The organism is Bacteroides sp. MSK.20.82 (assembly GCF_019052485.1).
GTDB lineage: Bacteria > Bacteroidota > Bacteroidia > Bacteroidales > Bacteroidaceae > Bacteroides > Bacteroides thetaiotaomicron.
Genome location: NZ_JAHQUN010000003.1, coordinates 45,470 through 63,955 on the forward strand (window position 1 = coordinate 45,470; position 18,486 = coordinate 63,955).

An 18,486-nucleotide genomic window follows, 5' to 3' on the forward strand; every position below is an offset into this window, starting at 1 on the left:
ATTATGGCAACAACAGCAGTTCAAGCAGTAGAGAAGAACATCACATCGGTAGCATTGGCAGACATTCAGCCGAGTAACTACAACCCACGTAAGAACTTTGACGAGACAAGCCTTGCGGAACTTGCCGAGAGCATCCGTCAGCAGGGAGTGCTTCAGCCTATCGGTGTGCGCCCTATTGCGGACAACCGTTTCGAGATTGTATTCGGAGAACGCAGATACCGTGCTTCCCTCATGGCTGAATTGGCGGAAATTCCGGCTATCGTCATGGAAATTTCAGACGAGACAGCCGAGGAAATGGCGATTACCGAGAACCTGCAGCGTAAGGATGTGACCCCGATTGAGGAAGCCAACGCCTACCAAAAGCTCATAGACAGCGGTCGCCACGATGTACAGTCCTTGACCGTGCAGTTCGGCAAGACGGAGGCATATATCCGTACACGACTTAAATTCGTTTCCTTGATACCCGAAATCGCTTTGCTGTTGGAGCAGGACGAAATCACAATCAGCGTGGCAAGTGAAATCTGCCGTTATGGGGAAGAGATACAGCGTGAGGTGTACGACCAACATCTGAAAGAGGGGGTGCAGTACAATAGTTGGCGAGGCATGAAAGCTTCCGAGGTGGCACAAAGCATCGAACGGCAATACACCGCAGACCTCAATCGCTATTCATTCGACAAAACCCTTTGTCTTTCATGCCCTCACAATACCAATAATATGATGTTGTTCTGTGAGGGTGGTTGCGGAAATTGCGCCAACCGCGCTTGCTTGGTGGAAATGAACACATCGCACCTTACCGAAAAGGCTATGCGGCTCATGGAACAGCACCCTGCCGTTCCCCTCTGCCACGAAAGCTACAATTACAATGAAGCTGTCATCGACCGACTTACCGCTATGGGCTACGAAGTGGAAAGCCTTAAAACCTATGCAACGAAATACCCCGAAAGCCCCCAAGCACCTCAAAAAGAGGATTATGATACCACCGAGGAATACGAGGATGCAGAAAAGGATTACGGGCAGGAATTGAACGGTTACACCGAAAAATGCGAAGCAATCCGCACCCGAAGCGAAGCAGGAGAAATCTCCCTCTATCTCCGTATTGAGAGCAACGACATTACACTGTGCTATGTTGCAAATACCGCTACCACCGTAAACGGTACAGCAACCGAAATGCCGCTTTCACCTATCGAGAAGTTGGAAAAGCAGGACAAACGCAACAAGGAGATTGCCCTCGAAAAGACCGTTGAAGACACCAAAAAGCGGATTTTAGAGGTCGATATGTCAGAGCGCAAATTTGGACAGGACGAGGAGAAAATGGTGTATTTCTTCCTGCTCTCCTCACTCCGCAAAGAGCATTTCAATGAGGTGGGAATTGAAGATAAAGGTTCTTATTACTACCTTACGAGCGAGGACAAAATGCGCATCATCGAGAACCTTACCGCCAAGCAGAAAGCCGTTATCCGCAGGGATTATCTGATTGCCAATTTCAAGGACGCATTCGGTAACAACGCCACAGCCTCCCTGTTGCTTGGCTTCGCCCAAAAGCATATGCCCGAAGAACTTGCCAATATCCAAGACGGATATAATGAAGTGTACGAAAAGCGGCACCAACGCATTAAGGAAAAAAAAGCCGCTTTGCAGGAACAAGCCACGCAGGAAGCGGAACAACCCGATGAACCGCAACCCGAAGCGGAAGCACAGACCGAACCGCAAACGGAAGAAATAGCTGCCTGACAAATGTTGTTGTCATAACGAATAGGGGGGGGGGAAATCCGCCCTCTATTCATTTTTGTATGCTCCGGACAAAGGACCCAAGTACCTCTTTTAACTTTCTGACGAACCCGTCACCACCCACCCTTCCTCCATTCATAGCTTTCGTTTCCTCTCTTTTTTACCATTTTCAACTTCCCTTTTATAGCGTTTCCCCAGCTTCATTCCCTGTCAGCCCCGGTTTGGTTTTATCAGATGCAAAGGTCGGCCGTCGCGCTTGATCCGGCGGCTTGAAATGTATTTCCTGCAAATTCTTCCTTCCCTCAGAAAGAGTAATTGGCAGGAAAAGCCTCCCGTATGAAGCTGTACCGACAACCGTTTACCGCATCTATAAAATCCCAAAGCGGTTCCGACAGAAAGGAATCGAACGGAGGGAATAAAAAACAAATCATTAAAATTCAAGATTATGGACAACATCAAGGAAAGCAAGGAGTACCAGCTCGCCAAAGACTGGGAAAGAGCAGTGAACGATTACGGCTTCAATCCCAAACGGTTTGCAGCCGCTATCCCCGAAATGCACCCCACGCTGCAGCAAAGCCTTTACAGGTTGGTAAAGGAGTGTATCGTGGTCATGGCAGACGAGACACGCAATTACGATGACCGCAACCGTGCATCGCACGAAGAAGCGAAGTGTATCATGGAATACCTCAAGGCAAACGGGAGACATATCCCATTAAGATAACAGGCGTATGAAAACGAAAGAACTACAATTTGACGGCAATATCTACATCTGCCGTATCGTGAAATCCAACGAAGGTGAAGAACTACTTATCGGCTCTACCGCTCTGCTCGATGCACTTCATCCGGGCAGTTTCGAGGACGAGAGCGAAGGTTTTGCAAGTAAGGAAGCCGAACAAATATATGACGAGGTTTTCTTTTTCGCCGATGCGAAGACCCTCAAATTACCGGACGATGAACTCATCACGGAATTAAAAGAGGATAACCCCGAATGGTTCAACTAACATAAATCAATAATCATATTAAAAATCAAAGTTATGGATAAAGAGTATGTAATGCACATCGCACAGACCATCAAAGAACAATTACTGTCATTTACCCCCATACCCGTCTTTATGTCGTGGGGAGTCAGCGAATTTGTCGCTACGGTATTCCAAGAATTACCGGCACTGCGGCTGAAAGTAAACGGACGGTTACACGCCGGATATGTCGTTATCGCTCTCAACGGCTCTGATTACTACGAGGTCTATCTACTGAAAGAAGATGATAGCAATGCAAAGTGTGTCAATGAAGAAGTCTGCTTCGACGAACTGGGCGATGTTATCGACCGGGCTATCGAAAGCGGTACAGACAAGGAGGAATACGATAAATTCTGCGACCGGCAACTTGCCGAACTTTTAAGCGGTACACGAGCTTAAATAAGCGAACTACCATATAAATAACACTGCCCCCATTTTCACGCGGGCAGTGTTATTTGTATGAGGTTGGATGCGTCCAAGCCGCAATATCCTATTATAAACTTACTTTTGAAATTCTTGTTCCACTTTTACCGTTACATACATCTGGTTACGGCTTGTGGGATTGTCCGGCTCCGTCATTTCCAATACCCCTGCACCAATCATCGGATTGATATAGACCTCCATAAGATTTTCCCTATCTTTCAATCCTAAATGTTGCAAAATATCAGATAGGGATTGCGGCTCAACACAGAACTCCAAGATTTGCTCTTTTCTCAAATCCTGCTTGCGAGGTTTTCTTGTCGGGTTTTCATCCCTAACTGCAAGGTCAGCACAACATAGTCCGGACGTGTTTCCTCGGCTACAGTAGGAAGCGGCCAACCCAAAGACTGCCAACCGCTCACAATCTTATCCACACCGCTACCGGCTTTCTCGGCACGCCCCAGACACATGAACATCTAAGTGAGTAGATTGGCAGCAAAGCGAGTGCAGGAAACCGGAACGCTAAAAATACCGAATAAGACCCACACGGCACTATAATATGTTGGCATTCTGCCCTGTATATCCCGTATTTTTCGTACCTTTGCGGCACAAAAACGTATGTATATGGAACAACAAGTTATCCCATCGGATTATACACAATATGCAGAGGCAGTAGAGATAATCAAACATGCCATCGAACGCTGCCGGTATAGAAGTGCGGCTGCGGTCAACAAAGAAACTCTCTCGTTGTATTTTGGAGTGGGGAAATTCGTGTCTGAAAATTCCCGCATCGGCTGTTGGGGTACTAAAGCATTGCCTACCATATCAAAGCTCCTTCAACGGGAGTTGCCCGGTCTGCACGGCTTTTCTGAATCGGGGTTGAAACGGATGCGCTCATTCTATGAGGAATGGAGGACGTTTTTAATTCGTCCAACAGTGTTGGGCGAATTGGAAAACCATTCGTCGGAAAAGGGTACGGCTTTAATTCATCCAACAGCGTTGGGCGAATTGGATATTGACGAGCATCTACTGCTGCAACTTATCGGGCAACCGGTCAATACCGAATTTACCTGGGACGATTTTGTCAAGATTAGCTTTTCACATCATATTGAAATCCTGACTCGTTCAAAAGACATCGCAGAACGATTGTTCTATATCCATTGTGCCGCTCAAAATGCGTGGTCGCTATCCTCTCTCAAAAATTACTTGAAAGAAGACATCTATTCAAATCGCGGATCTTTGCCGAGCAACTTCCTTCAAGTGCTGCCCGAAGCCATTTATGCCGTAAAAGCGACATTGGCGTTCAAGGATGAGTATATGCTCGAAATGGTTAATCTGGAGAATGTGGGAGAACGCGAACAGGACTGGAACGAAAAGGTCATCGAAAACCAAATCGTAACCAATATCAAGCAGTTCATTCTCCGTTTTGGAAACGACTTCACTTTTATCGACAGTCAGCATCGCCTGATAGTTGCCGGAGAGGAAATGTTTGCTGACCTTGTATTCTTCAACAGAGAACTGAATGCCAGCGTAATCGTGGAATTGAAACGGGGCAAGTTCCGCCCGAATTATCTCGGACAGCTTAGCGGTTATCTGACTGTATATGATATGACCGACAAGAAACCGCACGAGAACCCTTCAATCGGTATTGTCCTATGTCAGGATGCCAACCGCCAATTTGTCGAAATCATGGTGCGCGACTATGATAAGCCTATGGGCGTGGCGACATACCGCACAGCCCAAGAAATGCCGGAAAATTTGCGCAAGACTCTACCGGACATCGACAAATTACAAAATCTGCTGTCGGAAAACGATTCCAAATCGGAAACTGTCAGATGATTCATTTATGTCCGCAAGATTTCGGGTAGCTGAATGGAATACAAAAATCCCTGCAATAACCACGTAAATTATTGCAGGGATTTTGATTTATTTCGCCCCACGCTTGTTCAGTACATCCGCTATCATGTCTTTTACATCCTGTCCGACTTGTATGAAATTTTTATACAAGATGCGTTCCCGTTCCTCCCTCGACTTGAAAGTGTAGAACTTCGGTAGCGGTACATAGGCCGCTTCCTCCGCTTTTATCTCCCTCATATCGAAATCCGTCTTGCAGAAGAACTTTGTAGTCTTGAACTCTTCCGACTCCTGAATGTTCATCGAGCCTCCCGTACCGGTTTTCGTCTTCACGAAATCACGTGCCGTCTGTCCGCAAATCCATCCCGTCGCCATATCCGAAATTTTCGAGGCGGGTACAAGACTGTCCATGTTCTCATTGAGATTGATACTCGTTTTGTCCCGGTCGATCGTCACGCCCTTTTTGACCTGTACCACCTTGCCGAAAATGTCATTCGACAACCATTCCAGTGTCTCTTTTGCGCGAGCTGAACCGCTTACCACGTTGCCCACTGTCGTGATGATTTTTTGCATTCCCACTTTTCCGTAGTCAGCCTCCAACTGCGGCAACTCCTGAAAACCCAGCGTTACGCTTACCTTGTTGCTTCTCGCCGTACCTATCAGTCGGTCTATCTTGTGGAAATACAGTGTCGGTAGCTCATCCACGATGATGCTGACCGGAATATTTTTCCCCTGCCCGGTGTTCACACGGGTAACGAGACGGTTCAATATCAGAGCGTTCAACGCTCCGATGATACTTTCCATTTCCGGATCGTTGGCTATCAGCAGATAACTGGGTGACTTGGGGTCACTAACTTTCAGGTCGAAATCGTCCCCATCCTTGTGGAATATCCAGTAAGATTCCTTTGTAGCCAAACGGCTGGTATAGACACGCAGCGTACCTATCATACCTTCCAACTGTTCCATCGCCTTGTTTTTGAAGGCCGTTTGGAACGGGCCGAGCAACGGCGCGACCTCGTTGTCCGTCTCAAGTACCTCAAAAATAGTCTGGTAGCTCTCATTGAGAAATGAAAGGATATGCGGCATATCCGAGTATTTTCCAAGCCAATAGGCAGGTTCCACGATGCTGCCACCCTCACGGTCACGAACGACACCCGTCGGCTTCCAGAACTTCGTCTGCGGATCTTGCCGTTTCTCCGCATACAGTTTCTTTCCGTTTGCATCGTAGGGTTCCCGCTCGTAGTTCACGAAAAAGTAGATACAGGCGGCAAGAAAGTTCACGGCAGAAGTCTGAAAGAACTGGTCACTGCCTCCGCCTCCCTCTTTCTTGCCTTTCTGCAGGGATTCCAACAGGGTTTCCGCCGTTTCGCTCGCCGCCGCAAGATTATTGATGTACTTTGCCTGAATGGGGTTCACCCGTTTGCTGTACTCCACATCCACGAAGTTGATGATGTTGAACTTGCATCCTTTTGGCACTTTGCCGAGCTTCTGGTTTTTCTTGTAATGATAGTAAAGTTTAGTGGCAAGTGTCGGAAATTTGTAGTCATAGACCACCATCGCGAAGCCCTTGGCACTATGTTGGCGGATGAACGGTTCTATGATACTGAACGTCTTACCGCTACCTGGAGTTCCAACCACCCATGTTCCTCTGAAACAGTTGCTTATCGACACCCATCCCTTGCGAAATTTACCTTTGTAATAGTACCGCATCGGTATATTCACGCTATACTGGTTCTCATCCTTCTCTTCGCTCTGCTCGAAACTTTCATTCTCGAAGTTAAACCGGTCTTTACCCAGTCCCTCCTTGATGAACTTCGAGATGTTATCCAATGCGATATGCACCAATATCACACCGACCAGCGTAGCCGCCATATAGAAGATGATGTTCAGCGGCAGGGTGTAGAGCCTCGTTTCCATCGTATGATGGTACAGCCACACGGAGAACACAATCAAGAACAATCCGCAGATAAGTGGATATAACACTTGCCTGCGTGCGTCAAACTCCAAGTGTTTTTTGTTGCGTGTGCCGATACAAGTGATGCAGATGAGTAGGAAGGTCGCTATCTTACTATACACGAGGTTGCCGTCGTTATAGATCATCCATCGCTTGATGCGCCCGTGTATATCAATCAATATGCCGCCCCAGTGGTCGAGCATGGCAAGGTCTATGGCATACTCGAAGAACTCCATCAGCACGGAGATATAGATGACCGCACGGAATATTTTGTAAAATCCTTGTAGTTCCTTGCTTTCTTCCATTGTCTTTGTCCTTTCCCTCTTTTCGTTCCTACCTGTTCAGTGTGATAATCGGCCGCACCTTGTGCGCCTGTGTCTTCGGGGTCTCCTGCATCGCACCGCTTCCTGTCGAGTAAAGCCACGCTTTCGCCGTTTCCTGTCCGGTTACCTCCGTCGATGTCCAGTACCAGCAGTCGTTTTCATCCAACGGCAGCGGATGGCCGCCACACCGTTCGATGACAGGATTGACGGTTTCCCGGACGGCATACAGCAGCCGCATCTGTGCCACCGACGGGATATAGGCACTCTGTCCGTACCGCCACAGGTCAAAGACCGCTTCCGCCATAGGCGAAGCCGTCTCCCGTGTGTCGTACAGCGCAAAGGTGTTCATGTTCCCGTCCAAAGCCTCGATGTCGGCCGACGTCCCTTGTGCGACACCGAGGCTGTCGGCAAAAGCTGCCGGAGCAATGTCCCACAGGTAAACCGCATAGCCGTTCCCTTCCGTACCTTCACGGTGTTCGGTATCGAAGACAACCGCTATTGCCCGTTTTCCCGACTGTTCATACTGTACGTAGGATAAAGCCGTACCGTCCTCGCAGAGAATATGTCCCGGACGTACCGCCGTATCAGGTACGTCGATATGGGCGTCACAGGCAGCGCACAATACCGCCGTCACTGCCATTGCAAACCATTGAATCTTTCGTATCATGTTATTTTCGTTTTTTGTTTTTCCTTTATTTTATCGGCAGTTTCACCCCCAGCACGATACCTGTCCGCAGCAAATCCGCCCCTTTTATCATCATGTCACTCTTTACCTGCCAGAACAGTGTGCATCCCGACCGCAGCACATAATTGTGCTCGTAACCCACATGGATTCCGGCAAGAAACTTGTTCGTGTCGCTCCCTGCCGAAGCTCCGATACGCAAGTTGCCGTAATGGTTGCGTCCACGCACCACACAAGGTTTGTACGCCACACCGAAACCGTAAGTGCGATAGTTGCGCCAGAAGGATTCCGGACAAATATGACCGCAAGATTTACATTCCGTCCATTTCAGATAGCCGTTGGCGAAAAACTCCCACGCATGGCGGTAGTTCATTTCATGTTCGTAAGCAAGCGTTACGTCCATGCCGTTCTCATACAGCAATCCCACTCCAAGCGAGAGGCGGCCGCTGTTACGCTGCGCACTTGCATTCATGAAGACGCACATGCAGGCAAGCATCAGTATTATCGTCTTTTTCATCGTCATTCCTCCTCCAATAAAGCGGTGTTAAATGAATCGGCCGACAGCACATCCTCGTAGTCAATGTTCAGGCTGATATTGCGCCCGCTGATTTGTTGTTCCGTCATTTCGATGGTCAGCAGCTTGTCGTTCGGAAAGGTCATCTTTTTCACGACAATCACGTTCCGGTAGCCGTGCTTGAACGTCTTGCCGTGTTCCAATACCAGGGCAGGCGTCAGCTCGATGGTCTGCGCGTTGGTTGCCTTCGAAAGTTTCTTGTCCGACAGTTTCACCCGTATCTCGTCGATGTCGAAACGGATGTTCGTTTTGTTCTCGATGGAAAAGTCGATGAAGAAATAGTCGCCCACCGAGTAAATATTGTTCAGGCGCATTACCATTCGGTGCGCCTTGGTCGCCACGTTGCGGATTTTCGCGGGCGAGTTCCACACCCGTCTTGCAAAACGCACCATGTCGGCTGTGGACATCGAGACCGTAGGATTGTTGTAGGCATCCCGTTCCTGTAGCTGAATTTCCTTGTCTGCCACCGCCTCGCTTATCCGCGTGGTGTAGATGAGTGCATACTGCGTGCGATAGCGTTCCGTTACGATGGTGACGATGGCCAGCACTTCACCGTCCTCGTGTCCCGTCTCTTTGGGCTTCAACCGGATGATGTTCTCAATGGGTTGGTCGCCCGCCACCTTGTCTGTGGAAATATCCACGAAGCGGACCGGTTCCGTGGCTGTGATGACGGTCGTTACCTGTTCATTGACAGTCAGCCGTTCCATCTCTTCGTATGTACGCTGAGCCTGTGCGTTCCGTGTGGCAAAAAGTCCTGCCGCCAGAAGAAATGCAGTTACAATTATTTTCTTGTTCATATCGTTTCTGTTGATATTGTTTATTTCTTTATTTCCCTTATTTCGCTTTCTTTAATCCATGACCACGTTCCAGTTCCTCCCGAATCCGTCGTCCGACAATTTCGCAATACGTCGGTTCAATCTCGAATCCGATGTAATGCCGCCCCGTGCGGATGGCGGCAATGGCGGTCGTACCCGAACCGATGCAGTTGTCCAGCACCACATCGCCCTCGTTGGTATAGGTACGTATCAGGTACTCTATCAAGGCTACCGGCTTCTGTGTCGGATGATAGAATGCTCCTGTCTTGTGTTCCTTGGGTATGGAAATGACAGAGGTCGGGTACTTGTCTTCGGCAACACGCACCGGAGCCAGTTTCATTTCACCGTAACAGCGGTTCGTGAAACCGTCCGTCTTGCGGCGTCCATGATTCCTCCGTTCCGGTGGACACGGCGTCATTTGAGGATGATATACCGGCTGACGGTCGTAGAACACGATGATGTCCTCATGCTGGCGTAGCGGCATCCGGTTGGCATTCAGGTGACCCGTTACCCGGTCTTTCCGCCACACGAGGTTATACCGCCACATCCGGGGTTGCGAGAGCATGAGTTGCGCCGAGAAAATGCCCTGCGCAAAGAGGATAACGGGGCTTCCCGGCTTGGTGATCCTGCGGTACTGTTTCCACAACGCTTCGAGCGGTATCTGCCTGTCCCAGTGTGCCGCCTTGTTGCTACGGTTCAACACGCCGTAAGGCAAATCCGCTATCACGGCATCGACACTGCCGTTCGCCATGAGCTTCATACCCTCGATACAGTCCATATTATATATGTTGTCAATCTCTATCATGGCTTCCGTTTTTACTGTTTCTCACGTCCGTTCACCAGATAGACGAAAGTGCCGTATTTCAGCTTTACCTTATTTTTTTTGATAGCTTTGCCGATGGCATTGCTCGTTTTCTGGTAGGCATTCGTAGCGGCTTGCATTCCCCATTGCGAGAGACTGTTGCCGTAACTGCCGGTATTCATGTTCAGATTCCCCGACACCGCACCGCTTGCCACATCCTTGCTCGTTTCCCGGAACTGGCTGTTCGGTACATAAAGCCCTTCCATGCCGTCCGTGTCGTAAAGGGACAGGCTGACCTTCACCAGTTCGTCCTCGATGAGAATGCTGGTGATGTTCCCCTTCACACGCCCCGACGAGAAGCCGCTCATGGTGGCATACAGATACGACCCTCGTTTGACCACGCACTCGTTGATCTCCACGTCGTCGAGCAGACGCAACCGCACACGCGAGCCGTCCACCGCCTTGATGTCCTCGTCGATAATGGCCTTTATCAGTTTCGGTTCACGGGCATTGACCGCAAGCGTATTGAAGTAATCCGAAGCCGTCTTTACCTTGCGTACCACTTCGCTGGGCGGTTCGTTCTCTGACGGGGCTTTTACCGAACGGCTCTCTTCCTCTATTTTTCCCTTGACCTCTATGGTTGCCGTCGGGGGTTGCGCCGATGCGGTACTGTCCGTATCGGTCGCCGGTAATACCTCATTGCGTCCTCTCAACCTTGCTTCGGCAAGGGCTTTCTCCAGTTCCGCGAGAGCTTCTTGCTCGCGTGTCTTGGCATCGGCAATTTGCGCTGCCGCAGCCTTTTCCTGCTGTTGCTCATCGAGCAAGGCGATGTCGTCCACCGTGTATTGCGATTCATATTCTTCCTTGTTGTCATCGGGTTCATCTCGTTCTATGTTATCCACTGCGGAGTAATCCTGTATCTTACCCCATGATTTGGCCATGTTCTCGTACTTGCTGCCTATGCCGTCACCGCCTTTAAGCCGGGCATCCGGCAAATCGGGGTTCAAAAACTCCGTTGTCTGCAGCGTCTTGTCCGGAATCTCCGCCGTTTCGGTATGAAACAGGTCGAAGATGAAGTACGATGCAACCAGAAGCGGGATATACAGGACAGCCGGAAGCATATACTTCGGCTCCCTGAAATTGATTTTATCAAATATCTTCATCATACATCTTTTAATTGAGTTGTACATACTTGCCTTCAATGCTGCAGTTTTTCAGCACTTCTGCGTTTTCCACTCCGAATGCGATCAGGATGCTGCCGCAACCGGGAGAATCGCCGCGTGTTCCGTCCGGGCGGTAAAACCGGATGCGGTGGCGCAGGAATTTCATGCCCGTCGCTTTCTCGAAAATGACGTCCTGAAACATTTTGGAATCGCAACGGTTGAACAACAGCGCGATGCCGTTGCCGTGTTCCGCCAGCTTTCGGACAAACTGTTCGATAAGGGGACGCGAGTACGGAGGATTGAGCCATACACGCCCTTCCCATTTCAGGGACAATCCGTCCATGTTCCGGTCATACATGACTTCGGCGGTCGGCCACAACGGACGGATAGGGGCGCAAGGGTCAAGGTCGAACCTGCCTAACGCTTTCAACACCTCCTTCGGGGTGTACCATTCGTCCGACGAGCGGACTGATTTTTCAAATCGTGTATTCATAAGCACTCCTTTATTGCGGTTCATATTTCTTGTTCTCGTTCCGATTTTCCCTTATTTCACCCCCTTGCAGCCTCTTGTGTCTTTCCCGTAGCACCGAATCCTGCATTTCCGTCGCCGTGCGTGTCGGCCGGCTGTTGCGGTATGCCATTGTAATGCGATAGATGTTCCAAGTGAACCCTCCGATAGCGAAACCAAAGACGATGACCAGAAAAAGTATCCGGTGCGCGTTGGCGAATCCCTGCACCTTGGCGGCAGCCTTGTCAATGCGTGTCGCTTGGGCGAACTTTCGTCCGGCGGACACCTCCCGCTCGTAACGGTCTTTGTATTTCGGATCGTTCTTGTCCGGCATCTTTTCACCGAAGAGCATCCGCCTGAATCCCTTGATATTCATAAACTCCGTTGTTTAGTAGTTGATCTTCGTTTTCTGTTCGATGTCCTTGTTCAGCAGGGTTCGCCAGTTCACGATAAGCAATCCGTGCGGGTTGTTTTCTGTTCGGGGCACACGCTTAAGTTGCCCCGCCGTGACCAGTTCCCGCATGAGGATGTTGCTCCGCCGCTCAATGCGTTGCCGTCCGTAGTAAGTGAACTCCATCTTCTCCTTGTTGAAAGCCACGCTGTCACAATAGATGGAGAACACCGAACTCGTACCCAAAATGTTGGAGTAGAAACCCTTTTCCTTGAGCGTGTTGTATTGTGCCAACCCCGTCTCATCCACCAGATACATCGCTTTTTCCATCGTATAGCGGATGTATTTGTCATCTGGCGGTAACGTGAAAAAATAATGGTGGAACATTTCCACATGGCTTTTAGCTTCCATGTCAAGCGTTTCGTCCATTGTCGTGCGGTTCACGAGGATAGGCACGTTGCCGTCCAGCACATACACCTTCTTCTGCGCATCCGAGACCATCGTCCGGGCTGTCCAGATACTTGACAAGCTGATGATGACACATCCCACGAGAAAAGCGGTACAGATGATGCCCACCAGTCTTATTTTGTTTTCCAAATTCTTGATGACCATCGGTTATTCCCTTTTACCGTTCAACATCTGTACATATTCCGTGTGCAGCATGGGTATGACCGCATCCCGAAGTTCCGTCAAAAGATTCTCGAACTCCGCCGAGAATATCTCCACGTAATAGCCCTGCATCTCCACGTGGACAAGCACCCACCAGATTCCTCTTTTGCGCTTACCTGCGTTCCGCTGCAGCAGGGCAAGACGCAGCTTGTACGTCAGGTACGTCACCAAGGGGGCGATGTACCGGTCGTCGTACTCGAAGGCTTCGTCCAGTTCTTCATACTGCGGGTCGATGCGGTGGTTTTCCGTCACCTCGCAAACCTCTTTTCTCGCTCGTTCCTGTGCAAAGGACATGAATTTCTCATCCTTGCACCAACTTTTGATTTTCTCTTGCAATTTCATGTTGTTATGATTTTTATTGGGTTTATATTATCTTTTGCGGATTATCTCATGATGCCGCCCAACCCTCCGGTTGCCGTCATCTTCGCCTGCTGTGCCACGCCCTCGCCGAAGTTTCGGGTAGAGAATGCCGTGTCGCCCTCCGGTATCATCCATGCCGCCAAGTCCGGAACAAGGTTCAGGCACTTGAGGGCTACAATCGAAGCCGCCATCAGGTAGCCTGCCGAGAAGAACGAGTTTTGCAGGTAGGCAGCCATCGTCTGCTCGCTGGCGGTTATCGCCGTCAGGTTCTCGATTTGGATGCACAATACAATGTCAAAGAGCAGCAGCACATAGAAGCCCACGAAATAGAGCATCGCCCCGTAGAAATGCACCGTCAGATAGCGTGTCAGCCACTTCGCCCAAGCACCTTCCCATTTCGGCAGGATGCTGAACGCCCACTGTATCGGTCCGAAAATCGTCAGCATTCCCAACAGGATTTGTTGGCAGTAAATCGTTGCCCACCAACCGATTCGGAACACCACGAGAGCAATCAACATGATGATTTTGTCTATCCCCACGATGACTCCTGCCGTCAAAGACGTGAACCACAACTTCGCCGCATCCTTTTCCATGCTCGTCACTTCGTCCACGCCGGTCTGCTCCATTGTCGCCTCTATCAGGTTGGGATCGGATGTGCCCGTGTGGGCGACATCCGCCTGCGCCTGCAGGTTCGTGTACATCGTGTCACGCACATGGATGAGCTGTTGAACTTCCTCGAACCTGTCCGATATCTGTGAAGCTTCAGCTTCGTACAGGTCATGGGTGTACGACCCGATGCAATTCGGGATGTAGGACAGAAAGTCCAGAAAACACCAGTTGTTCCGGCTCCCCGCCATACCCGTGTCCGCAGGCGGATACCACCAGCAGATGATAATCGACACGGCAAGCGGCCTAAACAGCTTCATAACGTCCAACGGCTCGTGCTTTACCATCATCTTGTAGGCGATACCTGCCGCCATGACGATGGAGAACAGTGCCGCGAGTGCCATGCACATCTGCAATATCCACCAAAAAGGACCCTGCGCACCGGTAAAAGTCGCGTCCGTCAGAAACTCGTTGGTCTGAAAGATGACATCATCTATTTCCTCCTCCAACAGGTTGATGCCGAAATCCGAAAGTATATCTCCGTTTGCCATAGCCCTGTCTTTTTATTTCCCTCTGTTTACACTCTCGTTGTCATCTTCGCCGTTTCCGTTGCCGCCCGATTGCGAGCCACGCACCGCAAGGCGTGATTCCTGCCACCGGCTCATGGCATTGCGGACAATGCCGCCCTTATGCAGGGTACGGTTGTCCGTTGCGTTCAGCAGTGTGCTTGTTGCCGTTGCGTTCTGACGCTTGGCGAGGTAGCTCACTAAAATCTCGTTCTGCCGTGCCACATCCTCGTAGATGCGCAGATACTCCTTCTTTCGCTGGGCGTTTGGCATATAGGCGTCTTTCGTGGCGTTGATGGCGCACTGATAGACGTGGTAGTATTCCGTCCACCGTTCCTTGTCGGCCGGAGTACCGCCGGACAGGAGAATACGGTCGATGTTGCGCCGGAACCGGTCCATCTGTCTGCTGACCTTATCGCCCTCGGCAAGCCACGCGATGTCCGCCTGCCGGTCGGCAACGTTCAACGCCTCGACCTTCGCCCGCTTGACCAAAGCCGAATCAATGGCTTCCGCTTCGTCCACCTGGTTGTAGAGATTGATACCGGCAAGTGTGCGGAACGAGAGCTTGTTTTTGGCCGCCGCCGACTTCTTGTATTTGTTGTGCAGCACGGAATAATAGAGGTCGGGCGAGAGTGCGCCCGTACCGGTTTCCATGACCGTTACCTGATTCTGCTTCGGCGAATCATGGTTGTACGTTACATACTGTGCGTGTACGGCTGTCGTTACGGTGACCGCCACTGCCATGAGTAATAGTTTTCTGTTCATATTCTTCTCTTTTTGTCGTTAATAATCCAGTCTTCCGGCTCCGCGCCAACGCCCGAAGGCGTCATCGAGAATCTCCCGCATGGTGCGGGAGCGATATACCTTTGCTTTCCAATAGCCGATGCGCACTTGAATGTACCGCCATGTCTCGAAATAGGCCCGGTTCAGATGCCGCTCGATGTTGTCCAATGAGCGGTTGATGGCCTCCAACACCATCAGCAGGTCGGAGGTCGAGCAGGCTGCCGCTCCGGTGGCATACAGCACGAGGTCGCTCACGGACTTGTAGAGCTGTTCCCCCTCACGGGCAATCGCCCTCAGCCCCCTCGCATTGATGGAGATAATCAGGGTATCTGCGGATTCGATGCGTCCACGTTTCAAGATCTTCGCATTGAAATCCTCCAACAACGATTTATAGTCGCCGATACGGTCGCTGACCGATGTATAGGTATTCTTGACGTTCAACACCGTGCGCAACGACTGGTACATGACGTCGATGGCATCGAACGCACGGGTGTATTTGTCAAGGTCAATATTCAACTCTTTATAGTCCCCAATTTCTTTACAGCTGTACTCGTGCAACAGCTTGTTGCTGTACTCCAAGGTGCTACGAGCCAACAGCAGGCTGCGCTGCTTCTTGTGGTCGTTGATGTAGGCTTCGACGGAGACTATATCGAAAGTCCACTGCGCCTTGGCGATACCGGGCAGCAGGGCGAACAGCACGACGGCAATCTGTATGGTACGTTTCATGGCCGTACCTCCTTTCTGCTATTCCTGCTGTTGCCGCTCCGAAGCGTCCGTGCATTCTCCACCCAGCGGTCATGGCATTCCTCCACGAGTGTCAGCCTACGGCCTTCGTCCGTGTCCAGTCCGGGCTGCACATCCTTCATCACGTCAAGGATGCTCCGCTTGTAGTGCATCATCTTTTCCAGCGATACCAAGTCGGCATATATCTTGGTGATTCTGCTGTCCACCTCTCGCGCTATCTCAAGGCGGTCGCTTGACCACAGCAGATGGTACACGTCGCCTGATGGCGTTTCTTCCGTCGGTGCGCTGCGGGCGTATTCCGTCGTGATTTTACAGGACGGATGTTCACGGGCGATTTCGGCTATCCGGTCGTTTACCAGTTTAGCCTTTTCCGCATCCGAAAGTCCCGGATCAAGGGTCAGCACGTCAGCGACGTGTGTGTCCGTATATTCCGAAGTGAGTTCCCACTTGATTTGGATAATGGTACGGTGTATTTTTATGCCGAGAAAATATTTCGGCTTGCGGGCAATGGAGACCGTAGCCCTGAATGTGATGATACCGTTGATATTCGGCATGGTCGCCTTGCGTACATACGAGTAGCCGTTCCATGCTCCGCCGTCCTGCCAAGTAAGACCGTATGCCGCCTTGCAGTCCTGCATGATGGCAGGGATGCGGTAATAGTCATCCGTCGCCACGCTGTTGTCGTCTGCGGCATCCGACTTTGCTTGGGCATAGTCGGACTGTTTCTTCTTCCATTCCGCGAGTTCTCCTTTCAGACGGTCTATCCGTGTCTTGTTCGCGTTGTACTGCTGCCGGTAATTCGCCGCATCCTCAATGCTCGCCGTACTGATTTTCTTCAGCAGGACAGCGTTCTCGTTTTCCAATGCCCCGATTTGCGCTTCAATATTGGCCGCTTGGCTGTTCGCCTCGTTCAATAGCGCGTCCAGTTCCGAAAGGTCGAGGTCGTTTTCCGTCACCGAGGTCTGCATGGCGCACTCCTTGGTGTGGGCATTCAACGAGCTGCCGCACTTGCGGCACTTGTACTGTGTCGAGCCTTGTCCGAGCGTAACCCCGTCGGAACAGGTCACGCTGATGGTCACGCTCTCGCATCCCTTCAATTTGGCTGCGTCCGTTGCTTGGTAATAGTTCCGCGCACCGGAAGATATATAATAGGTGTAGCCGTCCTCGTTCTCGTTGAACTCCGCAAGCCGGACATTCAGTTGCGCCCGAAACGTGTTCAAGTCCATCGAGTAGGAATCGAAGACTTCCTCATAGACGACCTCTTCTTTGTTCCAGTTTTTGCTCACATGGATTTCGTATGCGTATGCCTTTTTGGTCTGCTTGTTTTTCTTGCTGATGATATAGGCACTCATCCAATAGTTGATGCTGTAGCTGAACCCGTCGTTCTGGTTGTTCAACTGCTGCACGCGGTTTCTTGACCAACCGGCATATCCTTCCGAGTTGGCAAGTACCTGTTCCCGTTGCGAGGCATCAGGATAGAAATTCGGGTCGCTCGTGTTGAACCGCACCCATGCGCCCCCGTTCAGGATGCTGTTGTCGTCCGTCGGAGGATAGTAGTCGCACAGCGATACGCTCCCTTGGTCACGCCGGGCAATGTACCACCGCTGCGTGTAATAGTTCCCCATCGCTTCGTCCAGGTAGTCGGTCATCCATGCCGTGAGGTTGTAGTTGCTGAAGTTGAACAGACCGGCCACGTTGTCCGGACCACCCACCATGTCAATCAGCAAGCCGCTGATGTCATGTTCCGCCTGCTCGAATAGACTCCCGTAGTGTTCATACAGGTTGCCGATTTCTTCAACCTTTCCACCCAGCAGGTCATGGAACGAGCTGCTTTGCAACAGGGCGTCACCAAGATTGGCAATGCCTGCCGTTGCAAGGCCGACCCCCGTGTTATAAAGGTTGTCGAGGTCGCTTTTCAGGTTCTCGTGGGTGAAGTTGCCCGGTATGCGGGCGAAGTTGTCCATCATCCGCTGCCAGTCGATGTTTCCCGTTTCGGAGAGTTTCAGCAAGGGGGCAATTTCCGGATTGATTTCGAGAAAGGCGATGTCCGAAAAGGTCAGCGTGCTGTTGGTCACCACGCTCTCGAACTGCATACACAGACTTTTGGTATCATCGCAGACTTTCATCAGGTAACTGCCCCAATAGATAGCCGTTTGCGGCGAATGGAGCATCTGCTTCGCCACCACCCATATCTTGGGCATGATTTTCTCCGCCACCATCCGGTAGATGCGCCGGTAGTAGTAGTTTTCCGTACGGCTGTTCCAGATGCCGAGGTCGCTCAGGGCTTTATGCTCCAAGAACTTGGCCGCGAATATCCCGGCGGTAGCGACCTCCGCTGCCGTGTAGTGCTTGAGGACGTCATCGACCTGCTCCCGGTAGTACCCTTCGGCGACCGCTTCCGTACCGAAGGCAGCCACCATCGCCGCAACGGTACGGGTGTCGTAGTTCACGCTGTAATACTGGGCGTGAACCGTCTGGCAGAGTGTGACCGAGGCGATGGTCAGGATAAGGAGTAGTCGTTTCATGGC

Annotated in this window: 21 protein-coding genes; 5 read left to right on the forward strand and 16 right to left on the reverse strand. The window is 50.9% G+C overall.

From position 1 onward, the window contains the following. Positions 1 to 3 precede the first annotated feature (3 nt). The 4 genes from KTR07_RS04370 (at position 4) to KTR07_RS04385 (ending at position 3,143) form a co-directional block, all read left to right on the forward strand. Positions 4 to 1,731, forward strand: coding sequence for a ParB/RepB/Spo0J family partition protein (locus KTR07_RS04370; protein ID WP_004320504.1), 1,728 nt, complete (start codon positions 4 to 6; stop codon positions 1,729 to 1,731). A 442-nt stretch (positions 1,732 to 2,173) separates the two neighbouring features. Beyond that, positions 2,174 to 2,449 (forward strand): hypothetical protein, encoded by a 276-nt coding sequence (locus tag KTR07_RS04375; RefSeq protein ID WP_004320502.1) that lies wholly within the window; start codon positions 2,174 to 2,176, stop codon positions 2,447 to 2,449. A 7-nt stretch (positions 2,450 to 2,456) separates the two neighbouring features. After that, complete coding sequence (locus KTR07_RS04380; RefSeq protein WP_004320500.1) at positions 2,457 to 2,729, forward strand: hypothetical protein; 273 nt, start codon at positions 2,457 to 2,459, stop codon at positions 2,727 to 2,729. Positions 2,730 to 2,762: 33 nt separating this feature from the next. Beyond that, on the forward strand, positions 2,763 to 3,143 hold the full coding sequence (locus KTR07_RS04385; protein WP_004320499.1) for a hypothetical protein: 381 nt from the start codon (positions 2,763 to 2,765) through the stop codon (positions 3,141 to 3,143). A 102-nt stretch (positions 3,144 to 3,245) separates the two neighbouring features. On the opposite strand, the gene KTR07_RS28610 is transcribed toward KTR07_RS04385, so the two are convergent. Both KTR07_RS28610 and KTR07_RS04395 read right to left on the reverse strand, forming a co-directional pair. Further along, positions 3,246 to 3,368, reverse strand: coding sequence for a Fic family protein (locus tag KTR07_RS28610; RefSeq protein ID WP_004320497.1), 123 nt, complete (start codon positions 3,366 to 3,368; stop codon positions 3,246 to 3,248). 89 nt (positions 3,369 to 3,457) lie between these two features. After that, positions 3,458 to 3,640: a hypothetical protein gene (locus KTR07_RS04395; protein WP_008782490.1), complete on the reverse strand. Its 183-nt coding sequence runs from the start codon at positions 3,638 to 3,640 to the stop codon at positions 3,458 to 3,460. A gap of 148 nt (positions 3,641 to 3,788) precedes the next feature. Between KTR07_RS04395 and KTR07_RS04400 the strand changes: the two genes are divergently transcribed. Next, on the forward strand, positions 3,789 to 5,003 hold the full coding sequence (locus tag KTR07_RS04400; RefSeq protein ID WP_004320495.1) for a PDDEXK nuclease domain-containing protein: 1,215 nt from the start codon (positions 3,789 to 3,791) through the stop codon (positions 5,001 to 5,003). An 87-nt stretch (positions 5,004 to 5,090) separates the two neighbouring features. On the opposite strand, the gene KTR07_RS04405 is transcribed toward KTR07_RS04400, so the two are convergent. Genes KTR07_RS04405 through KTR07_RS04470 form a run of 14 tightly spaced genes read right to left on the reverse strand, consistent with a single transcriptional unit; the run spans position 5,091 to position 18,483 of the window. Continuing rightward, positions 5,091 to 7,277, reverse strand: coding sequence for a type IV secretory system conjugative DNA transfer family protein (locus KTR07_RS04405; RefSeq protein ID WP_004320491.1), 2,187 nt, complete (start codon positions 7,275 to 7,277; stop codon positions 5,091 to 5,093). Between the two features lie 28 nt (positions 7,278 to 7,305). Then, entirely contained in the window at positions 7,306 to 7,962 is a 657-nt protein-coding gene (locus KTR07_RS04410) for a hypothetical protein (protein WP_004320488.1), read from the reverse strand. A gap of 25 nt (positions 7,963 to 7,987) precedes the next feature. Then, entirely contained in the window at positions 7,988 to 8,500 is a 513-nt protein-coding gene (locus KTR07_RS04415; RefSeq protein ID WP_004320486.1) for a hypothetical protein, read from the reverse strand. Next, positions 8,497 to 9,348: a conjugative transposon protein TraN gene (gene traN / locus KTR07_RS04420; RefSeq protein WP_004320485.1), complete on the reverse strand. Its 852-nt coding sequence runs from the start codon at positions 9,346 to 9,348 to the stop codon at positions 8,497 to 8,499. The genes KTR07_RS04415 and traN overlap by 4 nt, the downstream gene beginning before the upstream one ends. 37 nt (positions 9,349 to 9,385) lie before the next feature. Next, the gene (locus KTR07_RS04425) at positions 9,386 to 10,171 is read right to left on the reverse strand and encodes a site-specific DNA-methyltransferase (protein ID WP_004320483.1); all 786 of its coding nucleotides are present in this window, start codon (positions 10,169 to 10,171) and stop codon (positions 9,386 to 9,388) included. Between the two features lie 11 nt (positions 10,172 to 10,182). Further along, positions 10,183 to 11,334, reverse strand: a complete 1,152-nt coding sequence (gene traM, locus KTR07_RS04430; RefSeq protein WP_005680011.1) for a conjugative transposon protein TraM — start codon at positions 11,332 to 11,334, stop codon at positions 10,183 to 10,185. A 7-nt stretch (positions 11,335 to 11,341) separates the two neighbouring features. Further along, the gene (locus tag KTR07_RS04435; RefSeq protein WP_004320479.1) at positions 11,342 to 11,824 is read right to left on the reverse strand and encodes a DNA N-6-adenine-methyltransferase; all 483 of its coding nucleotides are present in this window, start codon (positions 11,822 to 11,824) and stop codon (positions 11,342 to 11,344) included. Positions 11,825 to 11,834: 10 nt separating this feature from the next. Further along, entirely contained in the window at positions 11,835 to 12,215 is a 381-nt protein-coding gene (locus tag KTR07_RS04440) for a hypothetical protein (RefSeq protein WP_004301338.1), read from the reverse strand. Positions 12,216 to 12,227: 12 nt separating this feature from the next. Continuing rightward, positions 12,228 to 12,842 (reverse strand): conjugative transposon protein TraK, encoded by a 615-nt coding sequence (traK, locus tag KTR07_RS04445; protein ID WP_004320476.1) that lies wholly within the window; start codon positions 12,840 to 12,842, stop codon positions 12,228 to 12,230. A gap of 3 nt (positions 12,843 to 12,845) precedes the next feature. After that, positions 12,846 to 13,241, reverse strand: coding sequence for a hypothetical protein (locus KTR07_RS04450; RefSeq protein WP_004320474.1), 396 nt, complete (start codon positions 13,239 to 13,241; stop codon positions 12,846 to 12,848). A gap of 41 nt (positions 13,242 to 13,282) precedes the next feature. Beyond that, positions 13,283 to 14,416, reverse strand: coding sequence for a membrane protein (locus KTR07_RS04455; RefSeq protein ID WP_008645383.1), 1,134 nt, complete (start codon positions 14,414 to 14,416; stop codon positions 13,283 to 13,285). A 12-nt stretch (positions 14,417 to 14,428) separates the two neighbouring features. Continuing rightward, on the reverse strand, positions 14,429 to 15,196 hold the full coding sequence (locus KTR07_RS04460; protein WP_004320453.1) for a DUF5045 domain-containing protein: 768 nt from the start codon (positions 15,194 to 15,196) through the stop codon (positions 14,429 to 14,431). Between the two features lie 18 nt (positions 15,197 to 15,214). Next, positions 15,215 to 15,940 carry a hypothetical protein gene (locus KTR07_RS04465; protein WP_004320452.1) on the reverse strand — a complete coding sequence of 242 codons (726 nt, stop codon included), beginning with the start codon at positions 15,938 to 15,940 and terminating at the stop codon, positions 15,215 to 15,217. Further along, complete coding sequence (locus tag KTR07_RS04470; RefSeq protein WP_004320450.1) at positions 15,937 to 18,483, reverse strand: hypothetical protein; 2,547 nt, start codon at positions 18,481 to 18,483, stop codon at positions 15,937 to 15,939. Before KTR07_RS04470 ends, KTR07_RS04465 begins: the two co-directional genes overlap by 4 nt. Positions 18,484 to 18,486 lie beyond the last annotated feature (3 nt).

What these genes read in the sequence shown, in the direction of transcription:
- KTR07_RS04370 (WP_004320504.1), top strand. Translation starts at nt 4, where the DNA reads ATGGCAACAACAGCAGTTCAAGCAGTAGAGAAGAACATCACATCGGTA.
- KTR07_RS04375 (WP_004320502.1), top strand. Translation starts at nt 2,174, where the DNA reads ATGGACAACATCAAGGAAAGCAAGGAGTACCAGCTCGCCAAAGACTGG.
- KTR07_RS04380 (WP_004320500.1), top strand. Translation starts at nt 2,457, where the DNA reads ATGAAAACGAAAGAACTACAATTTGACGGCAATATCTACATCTGCCGT.
- KTR07_RS04385 (WP_004320499.1), top strand. Translation starts at nt 2,763, where the DNA reads ATGGATAAAGAGTATGTAATGCACATCGCACAGACCATCAAAGAACAA.
- KTR07_RS28610 (WP_004320497.1), bottom strand. Translation starts at nt 3,368, where the DNA reads ATGGAGGTCTATATCAATCCGATGATTGGTGCAGGGGTATTGGAAATG.
- KTR07_RS04395 (WP_008782490.1), bottom strand. Translation starts at nt 3,640, where the DNA reads ATGTTCATGTGTCTGGGGCGTGCCGAGAAAGCCGGTAGCGGTGTGGAT.
- KTR07_RS04400 (WP_004320495.1), top strand. Translation starts at nt 3,789, where the DNA reads ATGGAACAACAAGTTATCCCATCGGATTATACACAATATGCAGAGGCA.
- KTR07_RS04405 (WP_004320491.1), bottom strand. Translation starts at nt 7,277, where the DNA reads ATGGAAGAAAGCAAGGAACTACAAGGATTTTACAAAATATTCCGTGCG.
- KTR07_RS04410 (WP_004320488.1), bottom strand. Translation starts at nt 7,962, where the DNA reads ATGATACGAAAGATTCAATGGTTTGCAATGGCAGTGACGGCGGTATTG.
- KTR07_RS04415 (WP_004320486.1), bottom strand. Translation starts at nt 8,500, where the DNA reads ATGACGATGAAAAAGACGATAATACTGATGCTTGCCTGCATGTGCGTC.
- traN (WP_004320485.1), bottom strand. Translation starts at nt 9,348, where the DNA reads ATGAACAAGAAAATAATTGTAACTGCATTTCTTCTGGCGGCAGGACTT.
- KTR07_RS04425 (WP_004320483.1), bottom strand. Translation starts at nt 10,171, where the DNA reads ATGATAGAGATTGACAACATATATAATATGGACTGTATCGAGGGTATG.
- traM (WP_005680011.1), bottom strand. Translation starts at nt 11,334, where the DNA reads ATGATGAAGATATTTGATAAAATCAATTTCAGGGAGCCGAAGTATATG.
- KTR07_RS04435 (WP_004320479.1), bottom strand. Translation starts at nt 11,824, where the DNA reads ATGAATACACGATTTGAAAAATCAGTCCGCTCGTCGGACGAATGGTAC.
- KTR07_RS04440 (WP_004301338.1), bottom strand. Translation starts at nt 12,215, where the DNA reads ATGAATATCAAGGGATTCAGGCGGATGCTCTTCGGTGAAAAGATGCCG.
- traK (WP_004320476.1), bottom strand. Translation starts at nt 12,842, where the DNA reads ATGGTCATCAAGAATTTGGAAAACAAAATAAGACTGGTGGGCATCATC.
- KTR07_RS04450 (WP_004320474.1), bottom strand. Translation starts at nt 13,241, where the DNA reads ATGAAATTGCAAGAGAAAATCAAAAGTTGGTGCAAGGATGAGAAATTC.
- KTR07_RS04455 (WP_008645383.1), bottom strand. Translation starts at nt 14,416, where the DNA reads ATGGCAAACGGAGATATACTTTCGGATTTCGGCATCAACCTGTTGGAG.
- KTR07_RS04460 (WP_004320453.1), bottom strand. Translation starts at nt 15,196, where the DNA reads ATGAACAGAAAACTATTACTCATGGCAGTGGCGGTCACCGTAACGACA.
- KTR07_RS04465 (WP_004320452.1), bottom strand. Translation starts at nt 15,940, where the DNA reads ATGAAACGTACCATACAGATTGCCGTCGTGCTGTTCGCCCTGCTGCCC.
- KTR07_RS04470 (WP_004320450.1), bottom strand. Translation starts at nt 18,483, where the DNA reads ATGAAACGACTACTCCTTATCCTGACCATCGCCTCGGTCACACTCTGC.